Source organism: Nostoc sp. CENA543 (assembly GCF_002896875.1).
Lineage (GTDB): Bacteria > Cyanobacteriota > Cyanobacteriia > Cyanobacteriales > Nostocaceae > Trichormus.
Genome location: NZ_CP023278.1, coordinates 2,893,725 through 2,914,913 on the forward strand (window position 1 = coordinate 2,893,725; position 21,189 = coordinate 2,914,913).

Consider the following 21,189-nt stretch of genomic DNA (forward strand, 5'->3'; position numbering starts at 1 on the left):
TCCCTATTCCCTAACTACAGTTTCTAATTCTGTTTCTAGAGATGGAGAACGTAAATCTTCTACCATTGCTTGAATATCGGCTGGTGGTGGTGGGGTGAGACGAGAAACTACTAGCGTCACCACTAAGTTAATTAGCATTCCCAGAGTACCGATACCTTCAGGAGATACGCCAAAAAACCAAGGTTGCACACCTGCAAACTTCACACTGACAATGTAGATGATGGTGAAGATTAACCCGGTTAACATTCCGGCGATCGCACCTTGAGAATTGGTACGCTTATCGAAAATCCCTAAAACTATCACTGGGAAGAAGCTAGCAGCTGCTAAACCAAAGGCAAAAGCTACCACTTCACTGACAAATCCCGGCGGGTTGACACCAAAGTAACCAGCCAACACCAAGGATAAACCCACCATGATCCGCCCAACAAACACCCGTTTTTGTTCCGAGGCGGAAGAATCTATGATGCGATAGTAGATATCATGGGCAACGGAACTAGATATGACTAGCAATAAACCCGATGCTGTAGACAACGCCGCCGCTAACCCGCCAGCCGCTACTAAAGCAATTACCCAAGGTGCAAGTTTGGCTACCTCTGGGGTAGATAGAACGATAATATCTCGGTCAATGGTAATTTCGTTAGTATCTTTGCTGGGAGTTAACTGATAACGTCCATCTTGATTTTTGTCGTCAAATTTTAACAGTCCAGTTTTTTCCCACTTTTGCGCCCAGTCTAACTGCTGCACTTCCGTAACAGTTTGATTATGCAGAGAAGTAATTAAGTTATAACGGGCAAACATGGAAAGGGCTGGTGCTGTAGTATACAAAATGGCAATGAATAATAATGCCCAACCAGCAGAAAATCTGGCTGCCCGTACACTGGGAACTGTGTAAAATCTGACAATAATATGGGGTAAACCGGCAGTACCTACCATCAACGCAATTGTCGTGAACAGTACATCTAACATGGACTTGTTCACAAACGGCTGAGTATATTCTTTAAACCCTAAATCAAGCTGTACTTGATTGAGTTTAGTGGCGACATCACTAAAGGTAAACGCTAGCTGGGGGATAGGATTACCTGTGAGTATCCAAGCGATCGCGATCGCGGGAATTAAATATGCAACAATCAACACACCATACTGGGCGACTTGTGTCCAAGTAATCCCTTTCATTCCACCCAACACCGCAAAAAAGCCGACAATTACCATCCCGATAATTACGCCAGTGTTGATGTCGACTTGCAAGAAACGGCTAAACACAATTCCCACGCCGCGCATTTGTCCAGCCACGTAGGTGAGAGAAACGAAAATCGCCGCCACTACTGCCACTAAACGCGCAATATTGGAATAATAGCGATCGCCTACAAAATCCGGCACTGTATACTTACCAAATTTCCGCAGATACGGGGCGAGTAATAAAGCCAATAAGACATAACCACCAGTCCAACCCATTAAATAGATTGAACCGTCATAGCCCAAAAACGAAATTAACCCCGCCATCGAAATAAACGAAGCCGCAGACATCCAATCGGCGGCGGTAGCTGCACCATTGGCAATAGAAGGAATATCTTGACCTGCTACGTAAAAGTCTTTGCTATTTTTTACTCGTGATTGCCAACCGATGTAAATATATGCAACAAAAGACAGGCCAACTACTAAAATTGTCCAAAGCTCTACAGACACTGTTTTTCCTTACTTTTTGATATTATACTTGCGGTCTAATTTGTCCATTTGCCAGGCATATATAAAAATCAACCCAACAAACACGAGGATTGATCCTTGCTGTGCCATCCAAAACCCGAAGGGTACGCCAAAAAAACGCAACCCGTTCAAGGGTTGAACTAACAAGATGCTAAAAACTAGGGATACCAATCCCCAAATTATTAAAAGATTGCGAATTAAAGCAGTATTAGCACGCCAGTAGGATTGACGCTGATGTTCATTCATATTGGTCTAGCGTAAGTGCATCCAGAATATTACCAGTAAGCCGTGATTCTACTTGACAAGTTTGTATATTTATTTATATTTATTTATTTTTATCGATAAATTGCCTTATGTACTGCCCAAAGGAGGTCTGTATATTTTTGATTTTGATTTCTTTATGTATATTATTTAATAATAATCAGCATGTGTATTGCGTAGTTATACACAAAAAAACTACAAAATGATCTTCTTGATAAATCTATTTTTCAGAGAAAAAAGATCAAAATATACCAAAAAATACTCTGTTAACTTCAGTGTTATTTTTCTTAAGATTTGTATAATATTTACAGCTTTGCATATGTGGGTCATCACCAAACATATAGTAATTATGTATGAGACAGCAGTGAAAGCATAAGCCATTCTGCGATCGCTTACTTGTAGATTTGGAAATTACTTAATATCGACTGTTTACTTAATTGTAGCTGAATTACCCCTCGTATCCTCTAGGGGTTACTGATGATGCACCCATTCCAGAAAATCAAACTACAGGACAATCATGTTTATTCAAACACTGATCACAGACCCAGTTCTTTTTTTCCGCATAGTTGTCATTGTCATATTCTCTATTACCCTACATGAATTAGCCCACGGCTGGGCTGCCATCAGTCAGGGAGATAATACACCACAGCAAAAAGGACACCTCACTCTTAACCCTGTAGTTCATATGGGAGTAGAATCCCTCATCTTTCTTTGTTTTACAGGGATAGCTTGGGGACAAATGCCGGTTAATCCCGCTAAATTTCGCTTTCCTAGAGTGAGCAATATTATTGTATCTGCGGCTGGCCCTTTGTCCAATTTAGCTTTAGGTATTTTCTTTATTATTTTAATCAAACTGTTTGCCAACCCTGATAGTCCAGGAATTTTCAGCTTTGAGTTTCTTTACTTAGCGTGTCGGATTAATTTGACATTATTTTTATTTAACCTATTACCTGTTCCCCCCCTAGATGGCTTTCATGTTTTCAGTGAAATTTTTCCTCAATTAAAACCATTACAAAATACAAATTTTGGTATCTTCGCTATGATGCTTTTATTTACAGTCCCTGGAGTCGGTAGGGGATTAAGCATGATTGCCGAGTTAATGATTTCTGCAACCATTGGAGTTTAATTATTTATATTCTGACAAGGGTGCGTTACCGAATATGTAACGCACCCTTTTGTTTTATTTATTGAATAACAATGATGCCAATTTTTTCAAAGATTTACTTCTCAACAACAACTTGCTCACTGACATCAGTTTGTCTAGAATAATAGGCGGGTTGGACATAGATGCTAATCACACTATCACCCACTACAAAAAATTGACCAGTCTTTTCATATTTAGAAAACTGTAAATGGGGATATTTTCTAGCCAATTCCGTAGCTGTCATCGCAGGGGCAGACATTTCTTCAGGGAGCATACCAGTAACACCAATATAAAAAACTAGAGGAGAAATTTTCTCTTGATACATCTTCTCTGCATATTGTTCTAGTTTGGTTTTCGCTTCCGTTAGGGCTGTCACCATCATTTCTTTGCTCACAATCTGACCAGAATATTTATCTTGTAACAACTCTCCTAAACTATTAGCACCAACTTTTGCTAGCATCGCCGCAACTATGCCATAATTTTCGATTCCCAAAAAATCATCAAAAATTACTTTCATGAATTCATCCACTTTAGTAATTTTGACGCGGGATGACAAAAATTTATATCTCACAGCAATATTGTCTTGCCAAGCCATTGACCAGTTGGGTTTAAGGAAAATTTCACCAGTCTCCTTGTCATAAAGCCGATACATTTTATCGAGGAATTTGTTGGCGGAATAAAATTTACTGAGATTTAAAATATCTTGACTGCCGATGTCAATGTGATAGATATCCTGCACAGCAATACTGCCATCAGACAACCCTTGTTGATGATTTTGACATTCGTTAGACTTAGGAAAATTGAGGTAGACGTTAGGAGAAATATAGTGAGTTTTTAATTCATCTATTTGTGATTCTACAAATGTATCTGATTCACCTTTGAGATTAGCATTGATGATACTAGTAATCACCTTGATTTTTGCTAATTCATCAAACAAGCCATCAATGTTGGGATATTTAACATCGTTGGTGACTAAAGGCAATACCTCAAGTTGTAAAGTATATTCTCGGTGACAATCAAATTCCTGTGAATCTAAGACTTCCTTGATTAAATCAAAAGTCTTTTTGCTACTAATTTTAATTTTTAAGTATGGTACGTTAATCTTACCATTGCTCACAATTGTGTAATTGTTGAATGTATGCAAGTCATTAACTAACAAGCCTGCTACTTCTAAAATCGGGGTTTGATCATCAGACTTTACTAGCTTAACTTGACGTTTTACTAGCAGATTAATTGTGGCAGTATTGCGGTTAAACACAAACTTACCCATACGAACATATGGGGAATTGTCGATATATTCCGTTCGCAACCAAGGTTGTATGAGATTGCCGTTGATATCTCGGACACCATAAATTTTTTTAACCCCAGTTCTTTGATAGTTTTCTTGCAAATGTTTGAGATTGATAATGATATGCTTGCTGTTAGCTGTGAGAATTTCAATAATTTTGAGCAGAGAAATCTGAACATTATTTTTCATACTGCTTCCTCTTGAATGAATTCAAAATTCTGGCGTTAAAGACAGCCACTCAGTCATAAGTGGGATTTCCACCTACCTTCTCTACGAGAGGCTGCGCGAAGGGAAAACTGGGATTTTTGGACGAAGTCGGGTTTTGAAGCTAGCTTTTTCCTATGGATTTTTCTGGAAGCTTATTGCTTTATAGTACAATTGTATCATAAATATCTCAATTGATCCACAGTCCTCTCTTTTCAATTACCTAACCAGAGACTATGTTTTTGAGACAGGCGATCGCATCAAATCTATCCAAGGTAAAATGCCTGAATCTCAATCTTGCGGTTTCTCTCTCAGGTATCGTCACAAAACCTTATAATGTTAGCCTCAAACAAGTGTTTGCAGAATTGTAAAAATTAATATAATGCTCAACTATGAGCATCTACCAACCATCCCCCAAACCCTACAGACAAAATCGTTGGCGTAATAATGACTGGCGATTATTTCTCCGTCTAGTACCTTACGCGCGCCGTACCAGTAAACTGCTATTCGTGGCAATTTTGCTACTATTGCCCCTAGCTTTAGCTAATGCCGTACAGCCTTTATTAATTGGACAGGCTGTGTCTCTGATTCGTAATGAACCCAGCACCTACGAGTTTTTGAGGAATCGTCCTTTACTTCAAGGATTACAGATTCTTGAAGGTTTACTACTGGCGATGATTGTGCTGCGGTTAATTCTCACTGGTGTTCAAGGCTACATACTTCAGAAGATTGGGCAGAATATCACCGCAGGTATTCGTCAAGATTTATTCCATCACGTTACATCCTTAGCAGTGCGGTTTTTTGACCGTACACCCGTAGGTAAGTTAGTTACTCGACTCACCAGTGATGTAGAAGTCTTGGGTGATGTATTTTCCACTGGGGCAATAGGTATTGTTGCCGATGTGTTTTCTATGTTAGTCATTGTGGGTTTAATGTTTTCTATCCAGTGGCAATTGGCTTTTTTGTTACTGGTGATGTTAATCCCCATTACTTGGTTAACGATTTCCTTCCAGCGACGATATCGCAAAGCCAATTATAAAAGCAGGGAAGAACTGTCAATGTTGAATTCCCAGTTACAGGAAAACGTACTGGGGATTAATGTGGTGCAGTTGTTTAGGCGAGAGAGATACAATGCCAATTTATTCCGTGCCACTAACCAACGATATAACCAACTAGTAGATGAGACTATTTTTTACGATTCCGCCGTTTCTGCAACTTTAGAATGGATTGGGCTAATTGCGATCGCCGGAGTTTTGGGGTTGGGTGGTTGGTTACTGTTAGGAAATAACTTGACTTTCGGGACATTATCTGCATTTATTTTATATGCCCAGCGATTGTTTGATCCTCTGCGGGATTTTGCCGAGAAATTCACCGTAATTCAGTCTGGATTTACGGCAATGGAGCGTGTGAGTGATATTTTAGATGAACCGATAGAAATTAGCGATCGCATTAATCCTCGTATATCTGTTTTAGATGCTCAATTTGGTTACATCGATGAAATCATCGCTAATTTAGAATCTCAAGACACCGACACTCAACCCAGCTTGGGAGAAATTCGGTTTGAACACGTTTGGTTCGCCTACAAAGATGATGATTATGTCATTAGAGATTTAAACTTTGTCATTCGTCCTGGTGAAAAAATTGCCTTAGTCGGCCCCACAGGTGCAGGTAAAAGTTCAATCATTCGGCTGTTGTGTCGCCTGTACGAACCCACCCAAGGACGCATTCTCGTAGATGGTGTAGACATTCGAGAGTTACCCCAAGCCGAACTGCGGCGTTATATGGCGGTAATTTTACAAGAGGGTTTTCTGTTTGCGGGTGATGTCAAAAGTAATATTACTTTGGGTGATTACTATACCTTTGAAGAAATTCAAGCGGCGGCTGAAAAAACAAATATTGCCGAATTTATTGAACAATTACCAGCCAGTTACAACACCCAACTACGAGAACGAGGGACAAATCTTTCTAGCGGACAAAAGCAACTATTAGCTTTCGCCCGTGCTGCCATTCGTAACCCCCAAATCTTAGTTTTAGATGAAGCGACAGCTAGTTTAGATGTTGGGACAGAGGCGTTAGTGCAACAAGCATTAAATGAGTTGTTAAAAAGACGCACAGCAATTATTATTGCTCACCGTTTATCGACAATTCGCAATGTAGACAGAATTTTTGTGTTGAAGCGTGGCGAACTAATTGAACAAGGTAGCCATGAGGAACTATTAAAATCAGGCGGACTTTATTCTACTTTGCACAACTTGCAAATGTTGGGAACTTAAGAAATTTGCGAAAATTAGTCCCAAGTTTGTGATTGAACTGCGTTCTGAAACTGATAATTGAAGAACTTTACAAGACAAGATGCAAGAATATAAGTAGTCAGGCATGATTAAACATTAAGATATCATTGCGGTCGCGGTTAATTGATAGAAAACAACACCAAGTTTTTATTTATTTTTCGTCCTAATATTCCAGTTGAGATATTAGATAACCCTCAGACGCTTTTTGGTTAATCTCTATTACCTGGTTTTGTTTTGGATTTAAATCAAATTTGGTAACGAATAAATCTCAAAGTATTAGAAATTGATTCATACTTTATGGGCAAACTAACTTAGTGGTCAAATTTAGTACCACTAGGGAAAATACCTAAATAGGAGAATTCCATAATGTACGCATCTATCAATCTGGATCAAGTAAGAGATGGTAATTTTTCTTCCAAAACACCTTTCCAGCACCAAATTGAGGCGTTTAATGCCCTTAGTAAAACTTTTAAATTTGGCAGTGAAAAACCAGGTAGTGGAATTTTAGTTCTACCCACAGGCGCAGGTAAGACATTTACGGCTGTTAGATGGTTGTCTGAGCATGTAATTCCGAAAAATATTAAGATACTTTGGTTAGCTCCATCATTTTACTTATTAGATCAAGCATTCGAGACCTTCAAAAAAAGTGCTAGTGAGATTCCAGAATCTAAAAAAACATTAAATATTCGATGCGTTTCTAGTAATCCATCTCATGCTAAGGCCGCATCGATAAAATTAACTGATGATATTGTCATCATGACAATACAAACAGCTATCAAGAATTTACATACTGAAGCAGAAGACAAAACTGGTAAAAAGTTCGAGACAGCTTTTAGAAAATTTATAGATTTTTGTAGAAAATCAGGACTTTTTGTGGTGGTTGATGAAGCTCACCATGCACCAGCTTATGGTTGCAGAAACTTATTAATTGGTGAAAAAGATTCTGCTTTAGGGCTACGATTATTATGCCCAAACTTAAATCTTCTTGGTTTAACAGCTACGCCAACTCATAATGATAATGCCATAAAGGGTTGGCTGTGGAAAATTTTTGAAAATAAAATTATTTACGAAGGCAATAAAGAAAGTTTAATATCACAAGGAATTTTAGCTCAACCTCATTATATTGAAGTATCAACTGGTAAAGAATGGGAAGTAGATGATAGTTTATATAACCGATTAGTTAAGCAGCATAAAGACCTGCCAGAATACATTATTGAACAACTTGCATCTGATCGAGATAGAAACAATTTTATAGTAGATACTTATATAAAAAATAAGAAAAATTATGGCAAAACTATTATTTTTGCTGACCGTTGGTTTCAATGCGTTTACATAAAAGATAAGATGATTGAACAAGGTATTCGAGCCGATGCAATTTATTCACATATAGATGCTGATCCTGGTTCAGCCGAAGCACGAAATAAACGTAATCAGGATGATAATAAAAGAATTTTAACTGCATTTAAAGATGGAAAAATAGACGTTTTAATCAATGTGAGAATGTTAACAGAAGGTGCTGATGTTCCTAATGTTCAGACTGTATTTATCACTCGTCAAACAACAAGCTCTATACTCATGACTCAAATGATTGGCAGAGCATTGCGAGGCAAAAAAGTAGGAGGCAGTAGTGAAGCGAATGTTGTGTTATTTTTCGATGATTGGAAACGTTTAATTGATTGGGTTGATCCAAAAAATGGCGAAATGAAGGTCATTGAAGAAGCTGAAGTTAGAGAAAATTACCCCCTAGAATACATATCAATTTGTTTAGTAGAAGAATTATCGAAATCAATTGAAAGTGGTGGAGAATATTTAATAGAATACAATAAAATCTGTCCAATTGGATGGTATAAAACTGAAATTGAATATGCCGACTCTGAAAATCAGTCTGACTCAATGGAATCATTTACTGAGTTTGTCATGGTATATGAACACACCAAAGACAAACTTGGTACTTTTATGACATTTATTCGTTCAACAGATTTGCTTGGTGAATGGTCTAAAGAATATCTTGATGAACAATGGATGCAGCCTCAAGTTGAACAATGGCTTGATAAATACTTTGACCGTAAATCTGACGATATTGGACAAAAGCTTCAGTCTGATTTAATGAAGATTGTACGCCATATCGCTCAAAATGAATCTTTACCCCCATATCATTCATTTGAAGAAAGAGAAAATTATGACTTAGATAAAATGGCAGAAAAAGTTATGAATTTTTTACCTTATCAAAAACATGAATATTTAAAGGGAGAATTTTCGAAACCTGGCACACTATGGAAGACTTTCTACAAAAACTTGCGTCGATTTGAAACAGCCGTTGATGCAGCAATTATAAACATCATTTATTCTCACCGAAGTGTGGTAGATAAAATTAGTCCAGTTGAGATTAATCCTGATCAAGAAAAGAACGAGGATAGAGAATTAACTGAAGCAGAAAAAGCAGAAGTTAAGAAAAGAGACGGCTATGTTTGCCTATGTTGTGGAACAAACAAATGGGATAAATTACAAATCGACCATATTAAACCGTTTTCTATGGGGGGCAAAACAACTATAGAAAACTCACAGACATTGTGTAATATTTGCAATAGAGTTAAGGGCAATCATGAAATTAGTTTTTTGTGTAAACAAACCAAATTAAGCAGTCCCAAAAAACTTGATTTATCACGACCATATACAGGTCAGAGTGCTACAAGAATTATTACAAGATTAGTTAATATTTTCTACCATTGCAAAGCAGTTTATAAAGTAAGTTGGCATGTACTTACTTACACTTACAGTATAGAATTATATCCAGGCAATAATCCTGAATGGTTGCGTAAACATCGAGCCGAACTCCTCAATTTCATTCAAAAGAAACTTGGCGGTAGTGCTTTCAACATTAGTGTTAATACAACTTATAAAACGTAAACTTATTTCTACTCCTGAAGAAACTTAAAAGTATGTAAATCTGAACCTTATATTCTGGACAAACTAACCTAGTGGGTAAATAGTCTCACCTCTCTGGAGAAGCTGTCCCCAGCCACCTAAATTAGAGATAATATGTTCAAAGCAGTCACTCTCCATCAGCTATGACTCAAGCCATACACAAGCCAGTAACATTTGAGGAATTTGTCAATTGGCTACCCGAAAATACTGCGGTACGCTACGAATTACATAATGGAAGCATTGTTGAGATGGCACAACCAATAGGGGAACATGAGGAAGTCAAGGGTTTTATAGCTAGAAAAGTCACGGTTGAATTTGACCGCTTAAACCTCCCCTATATGATCCCCAACCAAGCTATAGTTAGACCTCTGGAAAAAGATTCTGGTTATTTTCCTGATGTGTTGGTGCTAAATCAGGCAAATTTGGTCAATGAAACATTATGGAAAAAAGAATCCATCGTGAGTTTAGGTACAACAATACCTTTGATAATTGAAGTTGTCTCAACTAACTGGCGGGACGATTACTACTTAAAATATGCTGACTATGAGGAAATGGGTATCTCTGAATATTGGATTGTAGACTATGCTGCCTTGGGTGGACGCAATTTTATTGGCAACCCCAAACAAGCAACCATCTCTATCTGTAATTTAGTGGATGGAGAATACCAAATCAGTAAGTTTCAAGATAGCGATGTCTGGCGACAAGCCGCAGAGCGTCTACGCATTATCTCCCAAACCTTTCCTGAATTGAACCTCACCCCAACCCAAATTTTTCAAGCTGGCTTGGTGTAAATAATGTTTTAAATTCGTCGAACTCTCGTTTTTTTAGTGCTGTCGAACTCACGTTAAATTATGGGCAGACTAACCTAGTAGTCAAATTTAATTGCTAGGTAAAAATAGAGATTATGAAGTTGAATCTCAATTATAAGACAATGCCAGTTTTACCCTATATTCAACGTAAAGAACTACCAGCAAAACCAGGCATTTACTATATAGGTAATAGCTTATCTCCAGTTATGTACGTCGGTCTTTCACGTAATTTGAAAAGTCGTCATATAAACCATCACCGCCAAGGACAGTTTGAGGTAATGGAAAATGCTGTGATACGCTATCGTGTTTTAACAGAGGATTTTTTAGCTACAATTTCAGACTTAACTAAGACTCTCATGAAGTTAGAGAAGCAAGCTATTGATCACTACAAACCGCCTATCAACAACACACCTGTAGCAAATCAAGCAAAATTTACAACAGTACATGGCCCAACTTATATTCAAATTCATAAAGCTAGAGAAGCAGGCTACTGTACACATTTTGAGGCACGAGATGGAGATGAACTGACAATTAACTCTAGTAGATTACCTCTAATTAGCAGAGCTATTGAAGAACAGCGTCCTATTTTCTTAATAGCATCTGGGGCTTACAAAGATTATGAAATAGCAGGTTATCCTCACCTTTCTGAACTATTACCATACAAAAAGGACAGGATTTATCTTCTGATCAGTCGCTTTATTCCTTATGGATATGAGGAGTCCGATTGCTTTGGTTACGACTATGTTGTGTATGGAGGAAATTCCAAAATATTTTTCAACCCTTATATGATTCTGAACAGTAGACCAGGATTTAATGAATTTAAAAGCAGCTATTTAAAGTTAGGATTTACCAATTGTGAACGTTCTCCCTTTGTCAGTGAGTTGTTACGTCTAGGTGACTTCCAACTACTTACACCTGCCTAAAAATTGCCTGTGTAGACATAAAAAAAGCGGGCTAACCGCTATAACTTGGTTAACCCGTGCAGCTTTGGGAACGCGCAGAGAAATTGTTATTGCAATACTAATTTCACATTTGCGTTTTGCAAACCGCGCTGTTTTACTTCTGCTAAGGTTTTGTTAACAGCGTATTTTTGGTTGATGGAGTTGATTAACTCGGTTTGGTTGTGCTTCTTAGCAACACCCCACAGGTCAGCGATGAGGTCAAAAGAACCATCGCTATTGCGAGACCAACCTAAGTCATATTCGCCTTCCAATACTGCAACGATGTCGGAACGAACGCGCTGACCGTTATAACCGCGTACATCAGCTTCTGTTTTTACGCTGATACCCAGGTCGCGCAAGGAAGCTTTGAGGATTTCGGCATCGGTGATCTTGGTGCGAAGAGTGCTAAAGTGAGACATTTGGGTTTCCTCCAATGAGAAGATTGAGAAATTAGGACAACGGTTTTTTTCGGGAAGCCGCGATGATTAGGGTGCGGCTGTTTTCGTAACTGCTAGCGGGTTTGGCTAGCCTTTCCCCCTGGGTTAGCAAGGGAAAGCTTTTAAAACTCCATTCGCTGATATTCAGCAACGGAGGATGCGGCTGGTCTAGCGCGCTGTCTTGCCCAGTCTCTTAAGGCTGTGACCTGTTCTTGCATCGTGCGAGACAGTGGCAAGGTGGCTTTAAGTGCCGCAATAATATCTAATTGGGTGAACTCGCGGTCTTGGGCAAAGGCTTCATACATTGCCGCAATTAGTGCTTGTTCAATTTCTGCCCCGGAGAAGCCATCAGACATCTTGGCTAGTTGTTCTAAATCGAAGCGGGTGATGTCTTCACGGCGTTTATTGAGGTGGATCTTGAAGATATCACATCTTTCTTCGGGTGTGGGCAGATCCACAAAGAAAATTTCATCAAAACGACCTTTCCTCAAGAATTCCCCAGGTAGGCGTTCTACGCGGTTGGCTGTCGCCATGACGAATACTGGAGATTTCTTCTCTTGCATCCAGGTGAGGAAAGACCCAAATATCCTACTTGATGTACCCCCATCGGAATCACCAGAACCAGCACTTCCCGCAAAGGATTTATCTAACTCATCGATAAACAAAATTGCTGGGGAAATCGATTCTGCTGTTTTGAGGGCGTTACGCAGATTAGCTTCACTTCGTCCCACCATCGAGCCGTCGTAAACTCGACCCATATCTAAACGCAATAGTGGTAAACCCCACAGCCGGGACGTTGTTTTTGCTATCAGTGACTTACCACAACCAGGAACACCTAGAATTAACATCCCTTTGGGTTGGGGCAGTCCATACTCTCTGGCTCTTTCTGTAAAGGCGTTAGAGCGTTGTTTGAGCCATTTTTTCAGTTCTTCTAAGCCACCTACTGCATCAATGGTTTCATCTTCTTCGATGTATTCGAGGATGCCATTGCGCCGGATAAGTTGCTTTTTCTCCGATAGAACTATATCTACTTCTTCTTCAGTCAACCGCCCTGTGGTGACTTGCGCTTTACGATACACTTTCTCAGATTCGTCTTTGGTTAAACCTAGAGCGGCTCTGAGGAGTTTTTCCCGCGCTTCTGTGGTCAACCGCCGCCCCCGATACTGATCGAGATGTTGAGTTAATACTTTATTTAACTCAGACATATCGGGGAGTTGGAAGTCTAAAACAACTACTTCCTTTTCCAGTTCAATGGGTACTTGCTGCATGGGAGACATCAAAATGATGTTCTTTTGCATACCCTTAAAGCTAGCGATCGCATCACGTAATGACCTTGTGGTCGCGGGAGCATCAATAAATGGATGTAAATCTTTAAGAATAAATATACCAGGTTCTTTTTGCCGGATGATCCAGTCGATCGCCGCCTCTGGAGAAACGGTGTTGTGTTGACTTACACTCCGGGGTTGACCATACTCCACGATGCCATGAGTTACTGTCCACACAAACACACGGCGTTGGGGTCTTAACACTTGGGCGATTGTGGAAATTGCTTGCTCTGCCCTCTCTTCCTCGGAGGTCACAAGGTAGATTAGTGGGTATTGAGCTTGAATGAGAATATTGAGCTCTTCTTTCATAAATCGACCTACTTGAGACCCTAGTACAGTAAAGACATCGTTTTGTTGGTTACAACAACCGAAAAATAAGAATTACCTATTTAATTCCTACCTAGCAGGGGACTAATTCTTCCTCACCCTTGGGATGGGTTTCTGCTTCAACCATTTCATCTAGGGAAGGATGATCTTGGCCTATTACGCCTGGTTGATTACCTAAGTTAACTAATTCCCCGTCTCTTAGCACCAATGAACTTTCACACGTAGGACATGAGTAAACTTTATGAGTCCTACCATAAGCTGATGCTTCAACTTCTTCTACTATTTCTGAATTCGTCAGGTAGAAAAAAATTGCACGTTCAGCAAGGTCTGACATATGCTCAGAATCGATGGCTGATCGAATCTTCAGCTTTTTGTGCAGTTCTGGCGACAAATACAACGTAACCTTTTGCTTAGTTTGCATATCACTCTTTAGTGGCCTTACCCGGGTATGTATATAACGTTATCGACTAGCTTCTTTGTTGTCAAGCCAGTAAACCATTTTGACAGCAGTTTTGTTACTTTTGTTTACAATTGCAGTTTGTTTGTTACCAAGATTGTTACGCAATGAAGTTATATAAACTACTAACCGATAAATTAACCCACAGCAGCAAAAAATGACAAACTTATCTCTAAAATACTTTTAAATAGAAGCTTACAGTTTCTACAATAGACAAAATAATCTCTAATTTCCACGTAAAAACCCTATGCTGGTTTCAAATTTTTTATACTTATAAATGTGAAGGCTATAAGGACACAGGCGTGTAATACCAATTCCCCATGCCCAATTCCCTATGCCCCATACCCCACATCCCATATTCTGCTGTATTTTAAAAAAGGCTATTCCATGCAAACTAAATTATGACTGCTGCTGTAAACACTGCTCCTGGCCTAGCTTCTCGCTTGGTGAATGGCATACTAGCAATTAAGCCTTTAGCTAGTCTTGCTAAACATCAAGCACGCCAAATGATGATTAAACGGGCTGAAAAAATTGGCGTACCTTGGACAAATGAAGTTAAAACTCTCCAGGCGCGTGATTGGACACAGGATTTAGCTCAAGTGCAAAATCCCCAGGTTGCTTATCCAGACTATTATCTGAATTCATTTCACGCTTACGAAACAGGTAATTTGAGTTGGCAAGCGGCTTTTGAAGTAGAACCAGCAGCTTACGCGGTTCACGCTAAAATTTGGCAGGGTACTGAGGTGCAAGGCGATGCCAAATTACGCCAAAGTTACCATGATATTCTCAAACCTCAAATTCCTCACGCTCCACAAACTATTCTGGACATGGGATGTAGTGTGGGTTTAAGTTCATTTGCTCTACAAGCACTTTATCCCCAAGCCAAAGTCACAGGCTTAGATTTGTCCCCCTATTTCTTAGCGGTTGCTAACTATCGCGCTCAACAGCGTCAAGCTAAGATTAACTGGGTTCATGCTCCAGCTGAATCTACGGGCTTACCAGATGCTAGTTTTGATTTAGTCTCAATTTGTCTTGTCTGTCATGAATTACCCCAGTCAGCAACTCGGCAAATTTTAGCTGAGGCGCGGCGTGTATTGCGTCCTGGAGGTTACATTGGGATTATGGATATGAATCCACAATCGGAAATCTATAAAAAAATGCCGCCTTATATTTTAACGTTGCTCAAAAGTACAGAGCCGTATTTGGACGAATATTTTAGGTTAGATATTGAGCAAGCTTTAGTAACAGCAGGTTTCCAAAAACCCACTATTACTAGTAATACTCCTCTTCATCGCACCATTATTGCTCAAGTGAGTGGCTGCTAGTGATTTTGTTTTACTGCTGTGGGCAGTTATACCACCACTGCTATTTTTAGGTTATTACTATTACCGCGTTAGCATTGCCCCACCCGTGCAACTTGTGTTGTTGTTATTTGTGGTTGGGGCAGTATCGGGTTTTTTAGCTTTGGGTTTACAATTAGGTTTTGAAACTGTTGCTCACAAATGGTTGCATTGGCGACAAATTCAGCGTGGAATTTTTGGTGCTACCGTCAGACAGTTGATTGCGATCGCTCCCATTGAGGAAGGGTGTAAATTAATTGCAGTTATCATCCCCACATTATATTTACAGCGTCGGTATCAACTGCGATCGCTTAGTATTTTCTTCTTTACCATTGCGGTTGCTTTAGGATTTACCGCCGAAGAAAATTGGATTTATTTATATCATGGTACAGCCACGATTTTTGAGCGCAGCATCGGTACACCAGTCCATGCAATGTTCTCTGCGCCTTGGGGATATGCTTTAGGAAGATATTTGTCAGCAACTGTGCAGATAAACCGTTATAAACATTTATTTGTTTTGGCTTGGATTAATTCTCTATTTTTTCATGCTTTAGTCAATATTTTTTCTATTGCTGGACGTTATGCTTCTGCTTTACAGTTGCTTAGTTATGGTTTATTTCCGTTGCTGTTGTGGATGTTTTGGCGTATGGAACAGCTACTACGCCAAGTTCAAAATCAACCACCCATCATATTAATATCTGGGCGTACATGCCAACATCGTTACTGGCAAAGAGGATTATTGTTTTTGGCGATGATGTTGGGTGGAAATGCCATTTTGGGGCTATTTTTGTTAGTAAGAGTTCTCAGTCCTTTAAGTCCAGCACAACTTTTATATTCTGATATTTTGTGGTTTATATTCAGTAGATTTTTACTGAATTCATTTTTTGGGATTTTAGCTTGGTTAATTTATTGGTATTTACGACATGGAAATCGAATGTGATACTGAATTGGATAGGTAGTATTGTTTCAATATTTGGGAATAGGCTAAGAATATAGGTTTTCAATCCAAAATCCGTCTTGAAAAGTTTCCTACGGCGGGAAACCCGCCTACAGAACTTTCCGCAAAATCCAAAATACTATAAGAACCCCACATTCTAAAAGAAAGTGAGGTTCTTAATGTAAGGTTACTTGAAGCTGATGCGACTATTTTGCTAATAGATGCTTGTCTATAAAGATATGCAGCTTACCTGTAGCGAGAACGGTTTCGATGATTTTGCTTATGTCTAGCAACTGCTTTCCGCTTTTCTTTTTCTAACGGTGTCTCGAAGTGACGTTTCTTTCTCATGTCTTGGAAAATTCCCGCTTTGGAAACTTCCCGTTTAAATCTCCGTAATGCTGAATCAATGCCTTCGTTCTCCCCTAAAACTACTTGTGTCATTCTCATTCCTCCTTTATGTGGATGAATAGTTGAAGACTGGAGACAAAAAAAATATTCCAGCAGGTCGAGCCTTTGGCTTTATCTGCTGGAGACTCTAAAGTTAATTTTGTGAAAAAATCTTTAGTAGCGGCGACCACCGCGATTGTTATTACCCCAACCGCCGCCGCCACCGCGAGGGCTTCTTTCTTCACGGGGTTTAGCTTTGTTAACTTTCAGATCGCGCCCCATCCATTCAGCACCATCAAGGGCTTCAATGGCAGCACTTTCTTCAGCCTCTGTTGCCATTTCGACAAAGGCAAACCCGCGAGGACGACCTGTTTCACGATCAGTTGGTAGCTGAACGCGATTAACCTTGCCATATTCTGCAAAGGCAAGCTTCAAGTCTTCCTCTGTAACTTGATAGGACAAGTTACCGATATAAATTGACATACAATGTCTCCGAATTGAACAAGTGTAGAGAGTTAAATTCGGAGAGACGCTTTTTATAAATCAAAAGGAGTTACTCAACCGAAGATAATTCTGATATTCACAAGCATAACACAGCGATAGAGGATTCGCTGTAACAACTGGGTAATATAAATGAAAATTTAAGGGCAGTGCATCACCAGGAAAGTTTTCCTAATGGGAGGTGTTTGCTAGCTGCTCTAATATTTCTGCTGCTGCTTGACACAGGGTATTGTGATACTGGGTATTACTTGCGAGCAATCCACCCCATTGATTGACATCGCCAGTATTGTATTGTAGCAGATTTCCATTGAAATGAGTAAACTGTCCACCGGCTTCTGTCAAAATCAGTTCTGGTGCGGCTATGTCCCAATCTTTGGGGGCTGATTTCCCAGACAGAGAAATGTAAATGTCTGCTTGTTGTTCTAGAATGGTGGCGATTTTACAGCCGACACTACCCACAGCTTTTTGATGGTGTAGGGGTAGGTTATGCAATAAATATTCTAAGGTGGGGTGGCGATGAGAACGACTCACAACGAGGGTTAAATCTTCAATAGGCTTGGTGTTGGGACTAGCTAGCAGGTTAATGGGAAGAATACCATCGCGGGTTTCGACGAATGTACCGCCGCCTTTAGTGGCATAGTATAGTTTCCCTTTTTCTGGTAAAACTACCACAGATACAACTGGTCTGTGTGCTTGCACTAGGGCGATGTGAACTGCATAATCTCCGGTTTTGTCGATAAAGTCACGGGTACCATCTAGAGGATCAATAATCCATACCCAATCATGTGTATGGTGTTGATTAAGTGGAGATTTATAGGTTTCTTCACTAACGTAAGCAAAATCTGCGTTACCTAAAGCAGCTTGTAGCTTTTGCAGAATATATTGACTGACAGTGACATCTGCAACGGTGACAGGTTCGTTTTGTTGATATTGGATATTGAGGTTAGAGTCTGTGGCAGTGCCGTGATAGTAGGATTGTAATATTTCTGCTGCACCCCAACCAACGGCACGAGCGATCGCTAGTATTTCTTGTAAGTCCTTCATGTATTCTCACTCCTTAACTCCATCCAGCGACGCGTACCAAAATGTTGACAAGCTGCGGCTGCAATGTTTGCTGCTTGGTTGAGAGCCTGAGTAAAATCAGCTTGTAAAATATAGTGGCAAAAAGCACCGTGAAAAATATCTCCAGCCCCTAGTGTATCAATTGGCTGGATGGCAGGTACAGTGATCTGCCCAAATTGATGATGACTGGTGTAGGTAATTGGTTGTTCTCCGTGGGTAATGGCGATGTAGGGAATTCCCAAAGCTTGGAGATAGGCGAAAACCTCTGCTTCGGAGTGACAATTGGGGGGATGAAAGTTAGCCGAGCAAATGGCGTAATCTGTTAATGGTAAGACTTGCTCAAAGCCGGCTTTCCAACTACCACCGTCTATAACTACGGGGATATTGAGAGATTCAGCCATTTTAGCGATCGCATATCCCACTTGCATTTGATGTCCATCGATGAGGACAATATCTATATTATTTAGGATATGTGGTGGTATTGAGGCAACATCAGCCGGAGTTTTCACGGCGTTGATAGAAATTACTGCTCGTTCGCCTGTAGATTGGGTGACAATAATTGAGGATACAGGTGGTGCTGTATTAATGCTAGGTGCAAGATCAGCGATCGCTACATGATATTTGCTGAAATCTCCCCGAATTAATTGTGTCATCGGGTGCGAACCCAAGACACCTAAAAATGTAGCTTGATTACCTAAATAACTAAAAGTTACAGCCGCGTTGGTAGCTGGGCCACCTGCTGCTACAGTGTAGTCAGATGCCACTAACTTTTGATTATTTTGAGGAGCAGATTCGGCTAAGTAAATTAAGTCTAAGGTGATTAAACCTACAAATAAGGCGTTAGTAGTCATTAGTCAATAGTCATGAGGGAACAGGGAAAAGCGATCAAGTGGCTGATAACTGATAACCCCAGTTCCAGGCTTTCTTTCTTTAATTTTGAATTTTGAATTTTGAATTTTGAATTGTCAATGCAGACAGATCCCAAACCAGGAACACTATATATAGTTGGTACACCCATCGGTAACTTAGAAGATATTACCTTGCGGGCGGTGCGGATTTTGCAGAATGTGGATTTGATTGCGGCTGAGGATACGCGCCACACGGGGAAACTCTTACAACATTTACAGGTGAAAACACCCCAGACAAGTTACCACGAACATAATCGCAGTAGTCGCATCCCAGAATTATTAGAGCATTTACAAAATGGTAAAGCGATCGCTTTAGTCAGTGATGCGGGTATGCCAGGAATTTCTGATCCTGGGTATGAGTTGGTGAAGGCTTGCGTTGCAGCGAAAATCCCCGTAGTGCCTATTCCTGGAGCGAGTGCAGCGATTACAGCGTTGAGTGCGGCGGGATTACCTACAGATAAGTTTGTGTTTGAGGGGTTTTTACCTGCGAAAAGTCAGCAACGGCGGGAACATTTGGAGACTTTGCAAACAGAATCTCGCACTATAATTTTCTACGAATCGCCGCACCGATTGCGAGATACTTTACAAGACTTAGCAGAGATTTGGGGAAGCGATCGCCAAATTGTACTGGCGAGGGAGTTAACTAAGTTGTATGAAGAATTTTGGCGAGGAAGTCTTGAGGAAGCGATCGCCCATTATCAACAAAAAGAACCCCAAGGGGAATACACTCTAGTAGTAGCAGGAAATCCCCCTAGTCAAACCCTACTGACAGAAACACAACTCAAAGCGGAACTAGAACAATTAATTCGTCAAGGCATATCGCGATCGCAAGCTAGCCGACAATTGACTAAATATACTTCCCTGAATCGCAGTCAAGTTTATCAAATTGCGCTAGGGATTAATATTAAGGGGAATGAGGGATAGGGAGTGGGGAATGGGGATTGGGGACTGGGGACAAGGTAGACAAGGTAGACAGTATTTCTCATACCCTCTGCCTAATGCCCAATGCCCAATGCCCAATGCCCTATTCCCTATATATATTTTTGTTAGGCTAAACTTATAGGACTGAGAGATTTGCTGCCATGTCTGTAGCTGAAGATTTAACAAACCCAGAATATGTTATCTTTCCTCCAGGGGATTTATACAGTGATGAGCCGCCTTTGGAAAGTTATTTACATTTACAGCAATTAATCCTGTTATTAAACACCTTAGAATGGTTGTGGCAAGACCGCAATGATTTTTTTGCGGCTGGTAATCTCACTATTTTTTACAGTCCAAGACAGTTAAAATCAGAACATTTTCGCGGCCCTGATTTCTTCGTGGTACTGGGAACAGAACGCAAACCCCGTAAAAGTTGGGTTGTTTGGGAAGAAGACGGGAAGTATCCCAATGTGATTATAGAACTACTATCAGATTCTACTTCGTCTACTGATAGAGGCTTGAAAAAACAAATCTACCAAGACATATTCCGCACGCCGGAATACTTTTGGTTTGATCCCAATAATTTAGAATTCGTTGGGTTTGTTTTACTGGCTGGTAAATATGAGCCAATAACACCCAACCCCCAAGGTAGGTTATGGAGTCAGCAGTTAGAGTTATATTTGGGGGTTGAACAGCAGAGTTTACGGTTCTACACAGCTGACGGTGAACTCGTGCTGACACCAGCTGAAGTCGCACACCTGGAAATGCAGCGTTTTGAGCAAGAAAAACAACGTGCTGAACAGGAAAAACAACGCGCTGAACAAGAAATGCAACGTGCTGAACAAGAAAAACAGCGTGCTGAACAAGAAAAACAGCGTGCTGAACAAGAAATGCAACGTGCTGAACAAGAAAAACAGCGTGCTGAACAAGAAATGCAACGTGCTGAACAAGAAAAACAACGCAGCGATCGCTTGGAGGCGAAGCTGCGAGAATTAGGTATAGATCCAAATACTATTTAATTTT

20 protein-coding genes are annotated in these 21,189 nt (G+C 40.1%); 10 read left to right on the top strand and 10 right to left on the bottom strand.

Translation table 11 applies throughout. The features are described 5' to 3' along the window. Positions 1–3 precede the first annotated feature (3 nt). Together CLI64_RS11915 and CLI64_RS11920 are read right to left on the bottom strand one after the other, a co-directional pair. On the bottom strand, positions 4–1,683 hold the full coding sequence (locus CLI64_RS11915; RefSeq protein ID WP_103137428.1) for a sodium:solute symporter family protein: 1,680 nt from the start codon (positions 1,681–1,683) through the stop codon (positions 4–6). Positions 1,684–1,692: 9 nt separating this feature from the next. Next, the gene (locus CLI64_RS11920; RefSeq protein WP_103137429.1) at positions 1,693–1,947 is read right to left on the bottom strand and encodes a DUF4212 domain-containing protein; all 255 of its coding nucleotides are present in this window, start codon (positions 1,945–1,947) and stop codon (positions 1,693–1,695) included. Between the two features lie 532 nt (positions 1,948–2,479). Here CLI64_RS11920 and CLI64_RS11925 point away from each other — a divergent pair. Then, on the top strand, positions 2,480–3,088 hold the full coding sequence (locus CLI64_RS11925) for a site-2 protease family protein (protein ID WP_103137430.1): 609 nt from the start codon (positions 2,480–2,482) through the stop codon (positions 3,086–3,088). 94 nt (positions 3,089–3,182) lie between these two features. Here CLI64_RS11925 and CLI64_RS11930 read toward each other — a convergent pair whose 3' ends face one another. Next, on the bottom strand, positions 3,183–4,583 hold the full coding sequence (locus CLI64_RS11930; RefSeq protein WP_103137431.1) for a hypothetical protein: 1,401 nt from the start codon (positions 4,581–4,583) through the stop codon (positions 3,183–3,185). 251 nt (positions 4,584–4,834) lie between these two features. On the opposite strand from CLI64_RS11930, the gene CLI64_RS31935 reads away from it, so the two are divergent. The 5 genes from CLI64_RS31935 to CLI64_RS11950 all read left to right on the top strand — a co-directional run bounded on the left by CLI64_RS31935 (position 4,835) and on the right by CLI64_RS11950 (position 11,546). After that, positions 4,835–4,969: a hypothetical protein gene (locus CLI64_RS31935; RefSeq protein ID WP_264082500.1), complete on the top strand. Its 135-nt coding sequence runs from the start codon at positions 4,835–4,837 to the stop codon at positions 4,967–4,969. Between the two features lie 21 nt (positions 4,970–4,990). Then, a complete protein-coding gene (locus CLI64_RS11935) occupies positions 4,991–6,871 on the top strand; it encodes an ABC transporter ATP-binding protein (RefSeq protein WP_103137432.1) in 1,881 nt (626 codons plus the stop codon). Positions 6,872–7,255: 384 nt separating this feature from the next. Beyond that, positions 7,256–9,796: a DEAD/DEAH box helicase family protein gene (locus CLI64_RS11940; protein ID WP_192881709.1), complete on the top strand. Its 2,541-nt coding sequence runs from the start codon at positions 7,256–7,258 to the stop codon at positions 9,794–9,796. Positions 9,797–9,957: 161 nt separating this feature from the next. Then, positions 9,958–10,605 carry a Uma2 family endonuclease gene (locus CLI64_RS11945; RefSeq protein WP_103137434.1) on the top strand — a complete coding sequence of 216 codons (648 nt, stop codon included), beginning with the start codon at positions 9,958–9,960 and terminating at the stop codon, positions 10,603–10,605. 140 nt (positions 10,606–10,745) lie between these two features. Then, positions 10,746–11,546 carry a GIY-YIG nuclease family protein gene (locus tag CLI64_RS11950; protein ID WP_157943261.1) on the top strand — a complete coding sequence of 267 codons (801 nt, stop codon included), beginning with the start codon at positions 10,746–10,748 and terminating at the stop codon, positions 11,544–11,546. 86 nt (positions 11,547–11,632) lie between these two features. Here CLI64_RS11950 and CLI64_RS11955 read toward each other — a convergent pair whose 3' ends face one another. From CLI64_RS11955 to CLI64_RS11965, 3 genes are all read right to left on the bottom strand, one after another. Beyond that, on the bottom strand, positions 11,633–11,983 hold the full coding sequence (locus tag CLI64_RS11955) for a DUF1257 domain-containing protein (RefSeq protein ID WP_015136553.1): 351 nt from the start codon (positions 11,981–11,983) through the stop codon (positions 11,633–11,635). A 140-nt stretch (positions 11,984–12,123) separates the two neighbouring features. Next, the gene (locus CLI64_RS11960; protein WP_103137436.1) at positions 12,124–13,635 is read right to left on the bottom strand and encodes an AAA family ATPase; all 1,512 of its coding nucleotides are present in this window, start codon (positions 13,633–13,635) and stop codon (positions 12,124–12,126) included. A gap of 91 nt (positions 13,636–13,726) precedes the next feature. Beyond that, positions 13,727–14,074 (bottom strand): hypothetical protein, encoded by a 348-nt coding sequence (locus CLI64_RS11965; RefSeq protein WP_103137437.1) that lies wholly within the window; start codon positions 14,072–14,074, stop codon positions 13,727–13,729. A 437-nt stretch (positions 14,075–14,511) separates the two neighbouring features. Here CLI64_RS11965 and CLI64_RS11970 point away from each other — a divergent pair, with 437 nt between their 5' ends. Together CLI64_RS11970 and CLI64_RS11975 are read left to right on the top strand one after the other, a co-directional pair. Continuing rightward, on the top strand, positions 14,512–15,435 hold the full coding sequence (locus tag CLI64_RS11970) for a class I SAM-dependent methyltransferase (protein WP_103137438.1): 924 nt from the start codon (positions 14,512–14,514) through the stop codon (positions 15,433–15,435). Beyond that, positions 15,425–16,390, top strand: coding sequence for a PrsW family glutamic-type intramembrane protease (locus CLI64_RS11975; RefSeq protein WP_103137439.1), 966 nt, complete (start codon positions 15,425–15,427; stop codon positions 16,388–16,390). Before CLI64_RS11970 ends, CLI64_RS11975 begins: the two co-directional genes overlap by 11 nt. A 243-nt stretch (positions 16,391–16,633) precedes the next feature. Here CLI64_RS11975 and rpsU read toward each other — a convergent pair whose 3' ends face one another. The 4 genes from rpsU to CLI64_RS11995 all read right to left on the bottom strand — a co-directional run bounded on the left by rpsU (position 16,634) and on the right by CLI64_RS11995 (position 19,188). Next, the gene (rpsU, locus tag CLI64_RS11980) at positions 16,634–16,828 is read right to left on the bottom strand and encodes a 30S ribosomal protein S21 (protein ID WP_103137440.1); all 195 of its coding nucleotides are present in this window, start codon (positions 16,826–16,828) and stop codon (positions 16,634–16,636) included. A gap of 120 nt (positions 16,829–16,948) precedes the next feature. After that, complete coding sequence (locus tag CLI64_RS11985) at positions 16,949–17,257, bottom strand: RNA-binding protein (protein ID WP_103137441.1); 309 nt, start codon at positions 17,255–17,257, stop codon at positions 16,949–16,951. A gap of 189 nt (positions 17,258–17,446) precedes the next feature. Continuing rightward, the gene (locus CLI64_RS11990) at positions 17,447–18,319 is read right to left on the bottom strand and encodes a 3'(2'),5'-bisphosphate nucleotidase CysQ (protein WP_103137442.1); all 873 of its coding nucleotides are present in this window, start codon (positions 18,317–18,319) and stop codon (positions 17,447–17,449) included. Further along, on the bottom strand, positions 18,316–19,188 hold the full coding sequence (locus tag CLI64_RS11995) for a sugar kinase (protein WP_103137443.1): 873 nt from the start codon (positions 19,186–19,188) through the stop codon (positions 18,316–18,318). Before CLI64_RS11995 ends, CLI64_RS11990 begins: the two co-directional genes overlap by 4 nt. 117 nt (positions 19,189–19,305) lie before the next feature. Here CLI64_RS11995 and rsmI point away from each other — a divergent pair, with 117 nt between their 5' ends. Then, positions 19,306–20,169, top strand: coding sequence for a 16S rRNA (cytidine(1402)-2'-O)-methyltransferase (rsmI, locus tag CLI64_RS12000; protein ID WP_103137444.1), 864 nt, complete (start codon positions 19,306–19,308; stop codon positions 20,167–20,169). Positions 20,170–20,327: 158 nt separating this feature from the next. Then, a complete protein-coding gene (locus CLI64_RS12005) occupies positions 20,328–21,185 on the top strand; it encodes a Uma2 family endonuclease (RefSeq protein ID WP_103137445.1) in 858 nt (285 codons plus the stop codon). Positions 21,186–21,189: the final 4 nt, after the last annotated feature.